The organism is Ralstonia sp. 24A2, assembly GCF_051783885.1.
Lineage (GTDB): Bacteria > Pseudomonadota > Gammaproteobacteria > Burkholderiales > Burkholderiaceae > Ralstonia.
This window is the reverse complement of record NZ_JBPVZD010000003.1, coordinates 1,295,638-1,310,842: the sequence shown is the minus strand read 5'-3', so window position 1 is coordinate 1,310,842 and position 15,205 is coordinate 1,295,638. Positions and strand designations below refer to the sequence as shown.

At 63.8% G+C, this 15,205-nt stretch carries 13 protein-coding genes; 3 read left to right on the top strand and 10 right to left on the bottom strand.

Features of this window, described 5'->3' with window-relative positions; genetic code table 11:
* Positions 1-21: 21 nt before the first annotated feature.
* Positions 22-573: a hypothetical protein gene (locus ACS13N_RS23490; protein ID WP_438933997.1), complete on the bottom strand. Its 552-nt coding sequence runs from the start codon at positions 571-573 to the stop codon at positions 22-24.
* Between the two features lie 42 nt (positions 574-615).
* Positions 616-2,028 carry an efflux transporter outer membrane subunit gene (locus ACS13N_RS23485; RefSeq protein WP_438933996.1) on the bottom strand — a complete coding sequence of 471 codons (1,413 nt, stop codon included), beginning with the start codon at positions 2,026-2,028 and terminating at the stop codon, positions 616-618.
* A gap of 79 nt (positions 2,029-2,107) precedes the next feature.
* Here ACS13N_RS23485 and ACS13N_RS23480 point away from each other — a divergent pair, with 79 nt between their 5' ends.
* Genes ACS13N_RS23480 through ACS13N_RS23470 form a run of 3 tightly spaced genes read left to right on the top strand, consistent with a single transcriptional unit; the run spans position 2,108 to position 6,947 of the window.
* Positions 2,108-2,665, top strand: coding sequence for a TetR/AcrR family transcriptional regulator (locus tag ACS13N_RS23480; RefSeq protein WP_438933995.1), 558 nt, complete (start codon positions 2,108-2,110; stop codon positions 2,663-2,665).
* Between the two features lie 35 nt (positions 2,666-2,700).
* Entirely contained in the window at positions 2,701-3,843 is a 1,143-nt protein-coding gene (locus ACS13N_RS23475) for an efflux RND transporter periplasmic adaptor subunit (protein ID WP_438933994.1), read from the top strand.
* Positions 3,840-6,947, top strand: coding sequence for an efflux RND transporter permease subunit (locus ACS13N_RS23470; RefSeq protein WP_438933993.1), 3,108 nt, complete (start codon positions 3,840-3,842; stop codon positions 6,945-6,947). Before ACS13N_RS23475 ends, ACS13N_RS23470 begins: the two co-directional genes overlap by 4 nt.
* 109 nt (positions 6,948-7,056) lie before the next feature.
* Here ACS13N_RS23470 and ACS13N_RS23465 read toward each other — a convergent pair whose 3' ends face one another.
* The 8 genes from ACS13N_RS23465 to ACS13N_RS23430 form a co-directional block, all read right to left on the bottom strand.
* Positions 7,057-7,758: a TetR family transcriptional regulator gene (locus ACS13N_RS23465; RefSeq protein ID WP_438933992.1), complete on the bottom strand. Its 702-nt coding sequence runs from the start codon at positions 7,756-7,758 to the stop codon at positions 7,057-7,059.
* 63 nt (positions 7,759-7,821) lie between these two features.
* Positions 7,822-8,511, bottom strand: coding sequence for a hypothetical protein (locus ACS13N_RS23460; RefSeq protein WP_438933991.1), 690 nt, complete (start codon positions 8,509-8,511; stop codon positions 7,822-7,824).
* Positions 8,512-8,577: 66 nt separating this feature from the next.
* Positions 8,578-9,219, bottom strand: coding sequence for a c-type cytochrome (locus tag ACS13N_RS23455; protein ID WP_438933990.1), 642 nt, complete (start codon positions 9,217-9,219; stop codon positions 8,578-8,580).
* A gap of 38 nt (positions 9,220-9,257) precedes the next feature.
* Positions 9,258-10,754 carry a flavin monoamine oxidase family protein gene (locus ACS13N_RS23450; RefSeq protein WP_438933989.1) on the bottom strand — a complete coding sequence of 499 codons (1,497 nt, stop codon included), beginning with the start codon at positions 10,752-10,754 and terminating at the stop codon, positions 9,258-9,260.
* A 35-nt stretch (positions 10,755-10,789) separates the two neighbouring features.
* The gene (locus ACS13N_RS23445; RefSeq protein WP_438933988.1) at positions 10,790-11,479 is read right to left on the bottom strand and encodes a c-type cytochrome; all 690 of its coding nucleotides are present in this window, start codon (positions 11,477-11,479) and stop codon (positions 10,790-10,792) included.
* Positions 11,476-12,963, bottom strand: a complete 1,488-nt coding sequence (locus tag ACS13N_RS23440) for a flavin monoamine oxidase family protein (RefSeq protein ID WP_438933987.1) — start codon at positions 12,961-12,963, stop codon at positions 11,476-11,478. The genes ACS13N_RS23445 and ACS13N_RS23440 overlap by 4 nt, the downstream gene beginning before the upstream one ends.
* A 35-nt stretch (positions 12,964-12,998) precedes the next feature.
* Positions 12,999-13,688, bottom strand: a complete 690-nt coding sequence (locus tag ACS13N_RS23435) for a c-type cytochrome (protein ID WP_438933986.1) — start codon at positions 13,686-13,688, stop codon at positions 12,999-13,001.
* The gene (locus tag ACS13N_RS23430) at positions 13,685-15,181 is read right to left on the bottom strand and encodes a flavin monoamine oxidase family protein (protein WP_438934476.1); all 1,497 of its coding nucleotides are present in this window, start codon (positions 15,179-15,181) and stop codon (positions 13,685-13,687) included. The genes ACS13N_RS23435 and ACS13N_RS23430 overlap by 4 nt, the downstream gene beginning before the upstream one ends.
* Positions 15,182-15,205: the final 24 nt, after the last annotated feature.

Sequence of the window (15,205 nt, the reverse complement as noted above, 5' to 3'; positions counted from 1 at the left end):
CCGCAAACATCGATCGGTGGCTCAGATAGCGGCCTCAAGAAACGACAGCCCCGCCATGACAACTCCGACCACCAGCAGTATGGTCGGCGTGCGCGTGTTGGCATCGAAACCAGGGTGCCGTGCCACACGTGCCTCCAGCGCCTGATTCACAGACTGGAGAATCTGACGCTCGTTCGCGTCGACCTTGTCGAAGATGTTCGTCAGCGCGTTGTCGGTATCCGGGAAAGGATCGCGCAGGAGCTGCGCCGCATCGGCACTGGCGCGCTGCAGGCTCGCGGCGGACAACAGCGCCGATGCCACCATGGAAGCGAGGGCCGCCATCGCAAAGCCCACGCGCACCATGCTGCCAGGCGCGTGAAGGTCGACGCTGCCAAAGCGCAGGATCGACGCATACAGCGTGATCAAACCCGCTAGCGCCCCGAGCGACAGCGTGAACATCATGCGCAGATGGCTCGTGAGCAGCAGTCTTGCGCCCTCGATATGTTCCAGGTGGATCTTCACGAACGTATCGATCGCGAAGCGGCAGGCCTCGAAACGTAGTTGCCGGTCTTCCGACGCTTGTGCCTGGCTCATGCGCAGCCTCCTGAATGGCTAGATAGCTGTCTCATAGTCATATCAAACCGCACCGGCAAACACGCGACGCAGGCCTACGGCAGCCGCCCAACGCGCGCCTTCTGCCTGGCTGACGGCATCCTGCGCACGCAGGTAGCTGCGCCGCGCATCCAGTACCGAGCTCACATCTGTCAGGCCGGCATCGAACAGGCGTTCCGCACGCACTGCCGCGGTTTCGCCGGCAGCCTGCGCCTGCTGCCACTTGCTCAAAGAGGCCTCCGAGGTGGACCACTGCGCCAAGGCCACCTCGGCGTCTGACAATGCGGCTAGCATGGCTTTTTCATACTCGGCCATCGCTTCGTTGGCCCTGGCCTCGTTGACCGCGATGTTCGCGCGGATACGCCCGCCATCCAGGATCGGCAACGTCAGCGAGACGCCGTAACCCAGTACCACCTGCGGAGACGCGGATTGGCCAACGATCGCCGTCCGTTCACGCGTGTTGGCCCACTCGATCTGCAGCCGCGGGTAGACCTCTCGACGTGCCACACCCACGCGTGCCAGGGCGGCATCCAGCGCGCGAGCTTGGCGCAAGACATCCGGGCGGCGCTCCAGCAGTTCGCCAGGCAGCAAGGTGGCCGGCGCCTGCGGTGCGGTGGCGCTCGCCTGCAAGTTCAAAGCCGGCGCCTCACTCACGCCGAGCAGGACGGCCAGTTGGCGATGACGTATCCGCCGCGAACCATCCAACTGCTCGGTAACGGCTTGCTCCTGCGCCAGCTCTGCCTGCCAGCGGTCCACATCGACCGACGTGGCCTGCCCTGCGTCGAACTTGCGGCGAACCACTTCGACCTGGCGCTGCGCAACGGCAATCGCCTGACGGTTCAGCGCCACGCGGTGCGCAAGCGTCTGCAACTCGAAATAGGCGGTTGCCACATCAGCCGCCAGCGCGATCTGGGTTGCTCGTAACGCCTGGGAGGCGGCTTGCGCGTCCGCCTCGGCCGCGTCGATCGCCAAAGCCCCTCGTCCGAAGACATCGATTTCCCAACTCGCACGCAGGCCGGCGAAGCTACGTTCAGCACGCGGATCGATACCCGTCTCCCGGCCGCGTTGCGCCCCTGCTACAGCGCCCAGCTGCGGCCGGCGATCAGCCTGTGCCCCGTCGGTCAGTGCACGTGCCTGGGCCAGCCGCGCGGCGGCGATCTTCAGGTCTCGATTGGATTTGAGCGCTGTATCAATCAGCGCATCCAGTTCACTACTACCGAAGTCGCGCCACCACTCGGCGGCCACGACGCCTTGGGTGGCGATTGCACTTTCGCTCCATTGGCTGGGCACGTTGACGGTGGTTGCCGTCGGCGCGGAGCCGGCCGGGGCCGTGGCGCAGCCGGCCAACCCAATCAGAGTGACCACCGCGGCGCCAAGCAGCGTCTGGCGCGTGGTGCGGCGGAATACGGGGGCAACAGAAGAAATCAGGGGGTACATGCAATAGCTCCGGGCATTGACGAGTCGATTTCTTTAACTATACTATACGTATAGTAAAGTTCCAACATAAGGAGATCCCATGGCTGCACCCAATGAGTCTTCCAACTCTCGCGACAAAATTCTCGATGCCGCAGCAGACCTGATGGCAGAGCGCGGTGTGACCCAGCTGACCATCCAGGCGACGGCAGATGCCGTCGGCATCACCAAAGCCGGGCTGATCTATCACTTCAAGACACGTGACGATCTGCTCACTGCCCTGGTCGAGCGCATGGTGGCCGAGCTGGACGCACAGGTCGGCATACCAGCGCCGGACGATGCAGAGCCGATTTCGCTACGGGCAAAAATGGCCGAGCTGACAAGTTTCACCTTCGACATGCCTGCCAGCCAGAAAAAGCTCATGGCCAACATGTTGGCGGCGGCCTCGGCTCACCCTCACCTGCTACCGCCGGTCCAAGCGCTGTTCACCCGCAGCTATGAAGCCTTGGACCACGGCCCCAAGGCCGGTCTTGCGCAACTGCTGTCCGTAGCGCTGGACGGCCTGCTGCTGCTCGAACTCCTTCAACTGCACGAGTTCACCCCCGACCAACGCGCCGCCATGCGCAAGGCGGTGGAAGAACTGGCGCGCGGTCTGCCCTAACCCCTGCCCCACCGCTTCGATTCAAAGGTTGCCCCATGCGTACCCATTTCCAGCCCACCGCCGGGCTCACGGTCCTCGCGGCTGTGGCGTCAGCATTCGCCTTGAGCGCTTGCTCCCCATCCGCCACGCAGGTGGCCGCACCTCCCAAGCCGGTCAAAGTCGAGGTCGTCGGCGCAGTCCAGGCCAGAGCATCCGCCGACAGCTTCGTCGGCACCCTGCGCGCGCGCCAGCGCAGTGACCTGGGTTTCGAAGCCGCCGGCCGCGTGATCGCCATCCCCGTCGAGGTGGGTGACCGGGTGCGTGCAGGGCAGGTGCTCGCACGACTGGACGACTCTCCAGCCCGCTGGCGCCTGAACAAGGCTGAAGCCGACCGTGCCGCAGCAGCAGCAACCGCGGTAGAACGCCGAGCCCAATTGCAGCAGCAAGAGGCACTGGCACGCGACAAGATCATTTCGCAGACGGCGCTGGAATCTGCACGGGCCGCCCACCAGCTTGCGCAAAGTCAGCTGGCAGCAGCCGATGCCGCACTCGCTACGGCCCGCCGAGATCTGGCGCTCACCCACATCACCGCCCCGTTTGACGGCGAAATCGTGGCACGTCTGACGCAGCCTTTCTCTGACGTTGCGCCGGGCCAGGCCATCCTGCAGATTCAGGCCGGCAACGCACTGGAGGTGGTTGCCATGCTGCCTGACAGCGTGGCCGCCAGCCTCTCGTCCGGGGACAGCGCCCAGGGCAAGAGTGGTTCCGAGTCATTCCCGCTTGCGCTGGAACGGCTGTCCGCACGCAGCGACAACGGCTCGCTGGTGCAGGCGATCTTCCGTGTGCCGCAAAGTGCGGCAACCTCGAAACATCTGCGCAGCGGCGGCGTCGTGTCGGTCGAGCTGCCTAACCGCAGCGCGCCCAACGCCATCACCGTGCCGGCGCCTGCCGTCATGTGGGGCGACAAGCCGGGCCAGGCTGCCGTCTTTGTGCTGGACCAGGCTGGCAAGCTGCAGCGCCGCCCGGTGCAAGCGGGCACCGCCGTACAGCGCGAGGGCCGCGTCACGGTTTCCCAAGGCCTCGCGGCCGGCGACCGTGTGGTCGTGGCAGGCACCGCCTTCCTGCATGAGGGCCAGCCTGCCCAAGCGCATCCGACGCAGACCCTGCTTCAAGGCGCAACGGAAGGGGTCGCGCAATGAAACTCACCGAAAGCGCGTTCAACAGTACCCGCCTGACGTTCTTCGCCGCGCTGCTGATTCTGGTATCGGGTGTCGTTGCCTTCCTCAGCTTCCCATCGCAAGAGGAGCCCTCTACCACCGTCCGTGACGCGATCGTCATCGTGGCCAACCCTGGCCTGCCTGCAGAACGCATGGAGCAGTTGGTCGCACGTCCGCTGGAAGAGCGGCTACGCCAATTGCCCGAGCTCAAGCACGTGACCAGCACGGTGCGCCCCGGCACCGTCATCCTGCAGGTCAACCTGCGCGATGAGGTGCGCGACCTGATGCCGGTCTGGCAACGCATGCGCGCCAAGATCGAAGAGGCTCGCCCACTTTTCCCCGCCGGCACGCTGCCGCCGCAGATCAACGACGACTTTGGCCGCGTGGCCATCGCCTCGATCGCCGTGACGGCGCCGGGCTTCTCGATGAGCGAGATGCGCGAGCCGCTCAAGCGCCTGCGTGAGGGCATCTACGCCATCAAGGGCGTACAGGGCGTGTCCTTCCACGGGCTGCAGGACGAACGGGTCTATATCGAATTCGACCGCACACGTCTCGCAGGCCTGGGCCTGGGCGCCAACGCCGTACTGCAGCAACTGCACCAGCAGAACGTCGTGCTCTCGGGCGGGCAGGTCGTGCTCTCGGGCCTGAACAGTGCGGTGGTCGCCTCGGGTGAAATCCGCTCGCTGGAGGCGCTGCGCGATTTCGTGCTGGCTGTGCCCGCCAGCGCCGGCACAGCACCGGCCACCGTCCGCCTGGGTGACATCGCCCAGATCCGCGTGCTGCCGGCTGACCCACCGGAGTCTGCTGCCATCTATCGCGGCGATAACGCCGTGGTGCTGGGTGTGTCGATGCGCCCGGGCCAGAACATCAAGATGCTGGGCCAGGAGCTCAAGGAGCGCGTGGCCCAGTTGGAACAGCAGTTGCCTGCCGGTTTCTCGCTCGACTTCGTGACCTACCAGGCCGACGTGGTCGAGCGCGAGATGGGCAGCATGAACCGCGTGATGGCAGAAACCATCATCATCGTGATGGCGGTGGTGGTGCTGTTCCTGGGCTGGCGCGCCGGCATCATCGTCGGCAGCATCGTGCCGCTCACGATTCTCGCCACGCTGCTGGTGATGCGCGCCTTGAGCATCGAGCTGCATATCGTTTCCATGGCGGCCATCATCATCGCGCTCGGCCTGCTGGTGGACAACGGCATCGTGATTGCCGAAGACGTCGAGCGACGCCTGGCCATGGGCGAAGACCGCAGAACGGCCTGCATCCGCGCTGGGCAATCGCTGGGGATTCCGCTGCTGACCTCTTCGCTGGTCATCATCTTTGCCTTCTCGCCATTCTTCTTTGGCAACACCACGGTCAATGAATACCTGCGGCCGCTGGTGATCGTGGTGGCGCTGTCGCTGCTGAGCTCCTGGCTGCTGTGCCTGACGGTGACGCCGCTGCTGTGCTACTTCTTCCTGAAGCCCGGCCACCACAACGCTGACGAGCCGCCAAAAGAAACCGGCTTCTACGCGGGCTATGCGCGCGTGATCCGCAAGGTGCTGGAGCACAAGGGCAAAATGCTGGCCGTGATGACGGTGCTGTTCATCGGCTCGATGGTGCTGCTCTCGCGTGTGCCGGCCGGGTTCCTGCCGCCGTCGGAACGCCCGCAATACCAGGTTGCAATCGAGTTGCAGCCGGGCAGCGATGCGCGACGCACGCAAACCGTGGTGCGCGACCTGAGCCACTGGCTGAGCGACAAGAAAGCCAACCCCGAAGTCACGACCAGCATCGGTTACGTGGCAGATGGGGGCCCCCGCGTCGTACTGGTGCTCAGTCCGCCGTTGCCGGCCTCGCACGTGGGCTACTTCACGGTGAGCGTGCAGAGCGCGAAAGATGTTGCGCCCATGATCGAGCGAACACGCCAGTGGATGGCGCAGCGCTATCCCGATGTGCGCGTGGATGCCAAGCGCTTCTCACGCAGTGCAAACGATGCCGGCACGGTGGCCTACCGGATCAGCGGCCCGGACGAAACCGTACTGCGTGACATTGGCACCAAGATCGAAGGCGTGCTGCGCCCGCTGCCCGGGATGGTGCACGTGCGCAATGATTGGGGCCCACGTGTGCCGCGTGTGGACGTGCAGATCGACCAGCGCAAGGCGCGCCGCCTGGGCATCAGCAGCGAAGACATCGCTACCTCGCTCGGCGCCCGCTATACCGGCGTGGAGGTGTCCGTCCTGCGCGACGGCGACACGCTCGTGCCGCTGGTGGTGCGTGGCAGCGATGCTGAACGTGCCCGCCCCGAAGACTTGGCCAACACGCTGATCCACCCGGCCAGCGGCGCGGCCCCTGTGCCCCTGTCGGCACTGGCGAGTGTGTCGCTATCTTCTGAGCCGTCGGCCATCCGCCGACGCGACCTGGTGCGCACGCTGACAGTGGAGGGCCGCAGCACGCAGGCCACCGCGCAACAGATCGTCGACCGTGCCGCGCCCGACATCGCAAAGATCACGCTGCCCCCGGGCTACCGTATCGAGATGGGTGCCGAGATCGAGGAAGCTGCCGATTCCAACGCGTCGCTCAAGACATACCTGCCGCTCGCGGTGGTGGCCATGCTGTTGCTGTTCGTCTGGCAGTTCAACTCGTTCCGCAAGCTGACGCTGATCGTGGGCATCATTCCGTTTGCGATGATCGGTGTGGCGCCGGCACTCCTGCTCGGCGGCGAGCCGTTGGGCTTCATGGCCAACTTCGGCATCCTGTCGCTGGGCGGCATCATCGTGAACAACGCGGTGCTGCTGCTTGAGCGCATCGAGGCCGAACTGGCTGCCGGCAAGCCCCGGCGCGAAGCCGTGGTGTCGGCTGCCGTGGCGCGGCTGCGCCCCATCGTGATGACCAAGCTGACGTGCGTGGCGGGTCTGATCCCCCTGCTGCTGTTTGGCGGCAGCCTATGGGCGGGCATGGCGCTCACCATCATCGGCGGGCTGTTGCTGGGTACGTTGATCACGCTGGGCCTGGTGCCTGTGCTCTACGAACTGCTGTTCGGCGGGCGGCTGGCGCGCTGGCTGGAACAACGTCGCAGCGGTGAAGCCTCCGGATCGATCGCTCACTCCTGATGCAATGCGGGTCCTGATATGCGGGACCTGCACTGCGTCGATCTCTTAAAGCCAACTGGGTGGTCTGAAAGGCCACCCAGTTGGCTTTTGGCATGTCGAAACTTCGCGGTTAGATGGCCGAGGGCTGGGCAGTCAGTGGTGGAGGCGCCGGAAGTGCTGCACCTGGAGAGGGATTGCGTAGCAGTCCGTGCAACAGCAGCGATACCACATGCGTGATAAACACCTTCGGCTCCAGCGCCTTAGCAGCACAGATGCCGAAGGAGTGCTTCCACATCTTCAGAAACAGCATCGGTGCGACCAGAGCCAGCGTGGTCTGGTGCACATCGGTTTCTCGAAAATCACCCCGCGCCACGCCGCGCGCCAGGATGCGAGCAAACAGCCGATCGTAGCGCTCTATGACCTCCACGCTGTAGTACTGCACGAGATCGGGGAAGTTGCCTGATTCGGCGATCAGCAGTTTGGTCAGCCCCGAGGCAGCGGATTCACCAATTCGCTCCCACCAGCGCATCAGAATCTCGTGCAGCAGCGCCTCGCTGGTGCCTTCGAAGGTATCAATGAAGACTTCTCCTTCAGCCAACACAGGCAGGAGGTTTTCCTGGATCACTGCCTTGAACAGTTCTTCCTTGCCAGCGAAATACAGGTAGACCGTGCCCTTGGATACCCCTGCGGCCGCGGCGACATCTTCCAGCCGCGTGGCCGCATAGCCGCGCGCAACGAACAGGTCCAACGCAGCGGAGACCAGCTCTTGCGGCCGGGCTTCCTTGCGTCGGACCCAACGTTTAGCGGACGGCCCGCAGCCTTGGCGCTTCACGAAACTCACTCCAAAAGGCTCATTCTGGGAGCCTTTAAAGGAATCGTTACGAAAGCAGCGTGATTACTGCGAAGTCCGCCCTAAACCGCCGATGGCATAACCTCGATTCAGGTTCAGCTCATTTTCCTGCGCGCGCTCCAAGGCGCAATAGGCGTAATAAAACACCACGGACTGATAAGCCCAGACAAGCAGCGCAATCGTATAGAAAACCGTGTGATCATCGTCACCCGGAATATGGTAGAAGTCATAGATGCTGGCAATCGTCTGTGCGGATATCAGCGCCAGAATCAAGCCAGCAGCGACAAATTTCTCGCCGACGTTCAGCAACCTCTTGATAACGTAAGCGACGTAAACCGAGAACAAAGACCACATCACCAGATAGAAGTAAGGCTTTGGCCCCACCATGAAATCTGCCGTCCAGACAACGACGGTTGCCGCCAATCCGCCCCCCACATACATGACATCCACACCAGTCGATGGCTTGTATCGATGCGTAACGGCCATCATGCCGGCGACCGCGATCACTGGTACACCGACGGTTCTCGAAAACGCATCGCAAAAAAGTGAGATGTTCAGGAAAACCTGCTCTCCGGTTAATGCGTTGGTCAATAAGTTCGTTGCCGAGAACGTCACAACCAGCCACTCGAACCCGAGCAGGAAGTTTCGCTTCTTGAGAAGCTTGATCCCGTAGATCAATGACGCCGTGATCAATGTGAAATCAGCGAGGCAATAAAGATAATATTTTGGTTCCATGATGAATTCCGGTGGTTTCGATGAATGTCTTCACCATTGCGTTTATCCACGAACATCAATCCTTTCTTATCGGCTGGCGATGAATTGCGCGAGGTCTTCGATGTCCTGTTGTGACAACGGGCCGGCCATCGCCGCCATCGCGCCGGTGGCGTCGTGGCGCTTACCGGTCTTGAAGTTCGTGAGCTGATCGACCAAGTAGTCGTAGCCCTGCCCAGCCAATCGCGGATACGCGTCCTTCCCCTCTAGCTGCTGCCCATGGCAGGCGGCGCAGTTCTTGGCCTTGGAGAGCGCCTCGCCACGTGCTACGCGCGCCGCATCGGCATGGAAGCTCGTGTTCGGCAGCGGCGTCATCTGCGAGAAATGCGTCACCATCGACTCGAACTCGTGCTCCGTCAGGCTGAGCGCAAATGGCGTCATGGTCGGGTCGCTACGCTCGCCACTGGCGAATGCCTTGAGCTGCTTCCTGAGATAGGCCTCCTTCTGCCCAGCCAGGCGCGGATAGGCCTGGGTAACGGCGTTGCCTTCGAAGCCGTGGCAGTAAATGCAAGAATCGCTGGCGCGCGGCCAAGGGCCGTTCACACGTGCGTTGCTGTCCGAGATCTTGTCGACCTCATTGCTTATCCGCAGCAGGCCATAGACTTCCGGCCCATAGACGATGCCGCCGACCACGGCAGCCGCCAACAGCAGCCAGCCCGACAAGATTAGCATCCGCTTGCCACGGCTGCGTGGTTTCGTTGTGGTATTCATCAAGCCTTCCCCCCGGCTACGGCCTGCAGCGCCTGCAACGCTGCCTTGTGGCCGGAGCGCACCGCACCATCCATGTAGCCCGCCCAGATTTCCGCCGTTTCCGTGCCCGACCAGATCAGCTTGCCGACCGACGGGTGCAGGGCTTCACCGTACGTGGTGAGAAAACCGGGCGGCATCGGCGACACGCAGCTCAGCGTCCATTTGTCTGCCTTGAGCCAATCGCGCTGATGGAACGCGATGGGGTGCAGCGCTTCGTCGCCAAACGCCTCGGCATAGATCTGCGAGAGCTGGGCCTCGGCCTCTTTCGGGTCGGCCGGCAGCATGCTGATGTGCACGAACGCGTTGATCACGCCGAACGAGACATCCTCCGGCGAGTTGTCGTACGCCCAAAGTACCGGCCCCCCCGGTTGAAAAATCCAGCCGTTCAGGCCCTTGTCGCGCCAGAACGCTTTCTTGTAGACGTGCGTCGTCTTGCGTCCGGGCGCAAACGCCGGCCAGCGGCGCTGCATTTCGCGGCGTTTCTCCGGCAGCGGCGGGTCGAAGGCGATCTGATTGCACAGCATCGGCGCGAGCGCGACGATCACGTTACGCGCACGGACCACACCATTGGCGGTATGAATGGCGACCGGTCCGTTCTGCCAGTTCTCAATGCGCAGCACGGGGCTCGACAGTCGGACCTTGTTACCCAACGCTTCCGCCATCTTGATCGACAGAATCTGCGAGCCGCCCGAGAGTCGGGTGCCCTGCGCGCCGTCCTTGACCGCTTCGAGCCGGTCGTAGTTGCATTCGGCTGAATTGACCATCGACAACCAGTGCAGCAGCGACAGCCGCGCCGGCGAGGCGCCACCCGTGATCGCCAAGCCAGTCGACCAACCGATCTGGTCTGCGTTTGCGATGTTCTTTTTCACCAGCCAGTCGCCGACCGACATCGCGTCGAACTCGGCGGCGCGCGGCGATTTCCACGGCGCGCCGCACGGCACGCTCTTGGCCAGCTCCTCGAGTTCATGCGCAATCTTCGGATCCGTGCCGAAGCCGCCCTCGGTATCGACTGCGGCACGCGCGCCACCGGCCAGCATCACGGTCTTACCCTGCCAGTAGGTGGGAAACGTGCCAACACCCAGCTCGCGAGCCAGATCGGCAACCGCAGTCTGACCCGGCCCGATCCATTGGCCGCCCGATTCCGAGAAGTAGCCTTTGCCGAGGTCGTGGTTGAGGGTGCGTCCGCCAACACGGTCGCGCGCCTCCAGCACCACGAAGGATTCGCATCCGGCACGCTTCAGGTCACGTGCAGCGGTCAGGCCGGCCAGCCCGGCACCGATGATGGCCACTTCGAGCACGTCGCGCTCATCGCCGGCGGTAGTTGCCGCGCTCGCCACCTTCGGCAGTACCGCCGCCGTTGCCGCTGCCGTCACCGATGCGGCCATGCCGAGAAAGCCGCGCCGCGTGAGCGCGGCCGCCTCGGGGGCCTCCTCGCGTTTCTTTGCAATATCGTCCATCTTGTTTTCCGCCTAGCTTGAAAAATCTGCGTGGTCTATCGGCTTGCGATGTATTGCGCCAAGTCTTCGAGATCCTGCTGCGACAACGCTCTGACGACTGCCGGCATCGCGCCGGTGGCATCGCGGCGCGCACCGCTCTTAAAGCGCGTCAGTTGATCGACCAGGTAGTCGTGGCCCTGCCCAGCCAATCGCGGATAGACGTCCTTCCCCTCCAACTGCTGCCCGTGACAAGCGGCGCAGTTGTTGGCCTTGACCAGCGCTTCGCCGCGCGCCACGCGGGCGGGGTCCGCCTGGAACGTCGTGTTCGGCAGCGGCGCCGTCTTCGAGAAAAACGCCACCAGGCCGTCCAGCTCGCGCGGCGACATGCTCAGCGCCATCGGCGTCATGTTCGGATCGCTGCGTTCGCCGCTGGCAAATGCCACGAGCTGCTTCTTGAGATAAGGCTCCGGCTGACCCGCCAGGTGCGGATAGATCTGGCTGCCCGCATTGCCTCCGTAGCCATGACAGCCAATGCACGCCTCGCTCGCGCGCGGCCACGGACCGCCGGTACGCGTGTCCTCCGCCGAGATCTGATTGACCTGCTGACCCAGCTGCAGCAGCCTGTAAAGCTCCGGCCCGTACACGATGCCGGCGATCACGGCGACAGCTAATAGCAGCCAGCCCGACAGGATGAGCATCCGCTTGCCGCGGCTGCGTGGTTTCGTTTTCGTGGTCGTATTCATCATGCCCTCTTCGCTGCCAAGGCTTGCAGCGCCTGCAAGGCCGCCTTGTGGCCGGAACGCACTGCGCCATCCATATAGCCCGCCCAGATATCCGCCGTTTCCGTGCCCGACCAGATCAGCTTGCCGACAGACGGGTGCAAGGCTTCACCGTACGCGGTGAGAAAACCGGGCGGCATCGGCGAGACACAGGTCAGCGTCCATGGATCTGCCTTGCCCCAGTCGTGGTCGTGATACGCCACGGGATGCAGCGCTTCGTCACCGAGCGCCTCGGCATAGATGCGCGTAAGTTGGGCCTCGGCCGCCTTCGGGTCGGACGGCAGCAAACCGCTGTGCACGAACGCGTTGATCACACCGAACGAGAGGTCCTCGGGCGAGTTGTCGTACGCCCATAGCACCGGCCCCTTGATTTGGAAGATCCAACCGCTCAGACCCTTATCACGCCAGAACGGCGTCTTGTAGACATGGGCCGTCTTGCGCATCGGCGCATAGGCGGGCCAGCGGCGTTGCATTTCGCGGCGCTTTTCCGGCAGTGGCGGATCGAAGGTGATCTGGTTGCACAGCGGCGGCGAGAGCGCGACGATCACGTTGCGCGCACGGATCACGCCGTTCGGGGTATGAATGGTGACTGGTCCGTTCTGCCAGTTCTCGATGCGCAGCACGGGGGTTGAAAGTCGAACCTTGTCGCCCAGCGCCTCTGCCATCTTGATCGACAGGATTTGCGAACCGCCCGAGAGACGGGCGCGCTGTGCACCACCGCTGGTGCCTTCAAGCCGCTCGTACTTGCAATCGGCCGAGTTGATCATCGACAGGTAGTACAGGAGCGACAGTTTCGTCGGCGAGGTGCCGCTCGTCAGCCGCAAGCTCGCTGACCAATCGATCTGGTTCTCCGGTGCGACGTTCTTTGTCGCCAGCCAGTCGCCGACCGACATCGCATCCAACTCGGCGGCGCGCGGCGACTTCCACGGCGCGCCGGACGGCACGCCCTTGGCCATCTCTTCGAGTTCGCGCTGAAACTTCATATCCGTGCCGGGTACGCCACCGAGCTCGATCGCAGCGCGTGCATCGCCGGCCAGCATCGTGGACTTGCCCTGCCAGTACGTGAGAAACGTACCGACGCCGAGCTCGCGAGCCAGATCGGCAACCGCGGTCTGGCCTGGCCCGATCCACTGGCCCCCTGCTTCTGAGAAGTAGCCTTTGCCCAGGTCGTGGTTGAGGGTGCGTCCGCCAACACGGTCGCGCGCCTCCAGCACGACGAAAGACTCGCATCCGGCACGTTTCAGGTCACGTGCCGCGGTCAGGCCGGCCAGCCCGGCGCCGATGATGGCCACTTCGAGCACGTCGCGCTCGTCGCTCGCGGCAGTGGCGGCGCTCGCCATCTTCGGCAATACCGCCGCCGTTGCCGCTGCCGTCACCGATGCGGCCATGCCGAGAAAGCCGCGCCGTGTGAGCGCGGCCGCCTCATCGCGCTTCTTTGCAATATCGTCCATCTTGCTTCCCGCCTAGCTTGAGGAATCTGCGTGGTCTATCGGCTTGCGATGTATTGCGCGAGGTCGTCGATATCCTGCTGCGACAGCGCTGCGACGACCGCCGTCATCGAACCCGTGGCATCGCGGCGCGCGCCACTCTTGAAGCTGGTCAGCTGATCGCGCAGATAGCCGTAACCCTGCCCGGCCAGTCGCGGATACAGGTCTTTGCCCTCCAGCTGCTGCCCGTGACAAGCGGCGCAGTTGTTGGCCTTGACCAGCGCCTCGCCGCGCGCCACGCGGGCCGGGTCCGCCTGGAATGTCGTGTTCGGCAACGGCGTCATCTTCGAGAAATGCGCCGCCAAGCCGTCGATCTCGTGTTGCGACATGCTCGCTGCCAGCGACGTCATGGTCGAATTGCTGCGCTCGCCGCTGGCGAAGGCGGTGAGCTGCTTCTTGAGGTAGGCCTCCGGCTGACCCGCCAGGCGCGGATAGGTCTGGGCGCGTGCGTTGCCCCCATAACCATGGCAAGACACGCACACTTCGCTGACGCGTGGCCATGGACCGCTGACACGCGTGTCCTCCTGCGTGATCTGATCGAGCTGCTTGCCAAACTGCAGCAGGCCATAGAACTCCGGCCCGTACATAACGCCGCCGACCACCACTGCGGCCAACAGCAGCGCGCCCCCCAGTACCAGAATCCGCTTGCCGCGGCCGCGTGATTTCGTTGTCGTATTCGTGTTCATCATGCTTTCCCCCCAGCCGCGGCTTGAAGCGCTTGCAATGCCGCCTTGTGGCCCGACCGTATTGCGCCGTCCATGGTGGTAATCCAGATTTCGGCGGTTTCCGTACCCGCCCAGATCAACCGGCCGATTGGCGGATGCAACACATCGCCGTACTTGGTGAGAAAGCCCGGAGGGATGGGCGATGTGCAGCTCAATGACCAGTTGTCAGCCTTCCCCCAGTCGTGCTCGTGGTACGCGACGGGATGCAGCGCTTCGTCGCCAAACGCCTGGGCATAGATGCGCGAGAGCTCGGCTTCGGCAGCCTTGGGATCGGACGGCAGCACGCCGTTGTTCACAAAGGCCGAGATCACGCCGAACGAGACATCCTCCGGCGAGTTGTCGAAGGCAAATTGGACCGGCCCCTTCAATTGCACGAGCATGCCGTCCAAGCCCTTGTCACGCCAGAACGCCTTCTTGTAGACATGCGCTGTCTTGCGCATCGGTGCATAAGCAGGCCAGCGGCGCTGCATTTCCCGGCGCTTTTCCGGCAGCGGCGGATCGAAGGCGATCTGGTTGCACAGTGATGGCGAGAGCGCGACGATCAAACTGCGCGCGCGAACCACGCCCTTCGCGGTGTGGATGGTCACCGGTCCGTTTTGCCAGTTCTCGATGCGCAGCACCGGGGTCGACAGGCGCACCTTGTCGCCCAGCGCCTCGGCCATCTTGATTGACAGGATCTGCGAACCGCCCGCAATGCGGCTCTCCTGTGCACCGCCCTTGATTGCTTCGAGCTGCCTGTAATTGCAATCCGCCGAGTTGATCAGCGACAGATAGTGCAGCATCGATAGTTTTTCCGGTGCAGTCCCCGTCGTCAGCTGCGCGGCGAGCGCCCAGCCGATTTGGTCTTCCGGTGTGAGGTGCTTGGTTGCCAGCCAGTCGGCGAGCGACATGGCGTCGAACTCGGCAGCACGCGGTGACGTCCACGGTGCGGCGGTCGGCACGCTCCTGGCCATCTCCTCGAGCTCGCGCCGCAGCTTCGGATCCGTGTCAAAGCCGCCGTCGTTTGCGAGGGTTGTGCGTGCGTTGCCGGCAAGCATCACTAAATCGCCCTCCCAGTGCGTCAGGAAGGTACCGACACCCAGCTCGCGAGCCAGATTGGCGATCGCGGTCTGGCCGGGCCCGATCCATTGGCCACCCGCTTCCGAGAAGTAGCCGTTGCCGAGATCGTGGTTGAGGGTCCGTCCGCCGACGCGGTCGCGCGCTTCCAGCACCACGAAGGACTCGCACCCCGCACGCTTCAGGTCACGTGCCGCGGTCAGGCCTGCCAGCCCGGCGCCGATGATGGCCACCTCAAGCACATCGCGGCCATCGCTTGCTGCAGTGACAGCGCTCGCCACATTCGGCAGTACCGCCGCCGTTGCCGCTGCCGTCACCGATGCGGCCATGCCGAGAAAGCCGCGCCGCGTGAGCGAGGCCGCCTCCGGCGCCTCATCGTGTTTCTTTGCAATGTCGTCCATCTTGCCCCCCGGGCTTAACTTGAA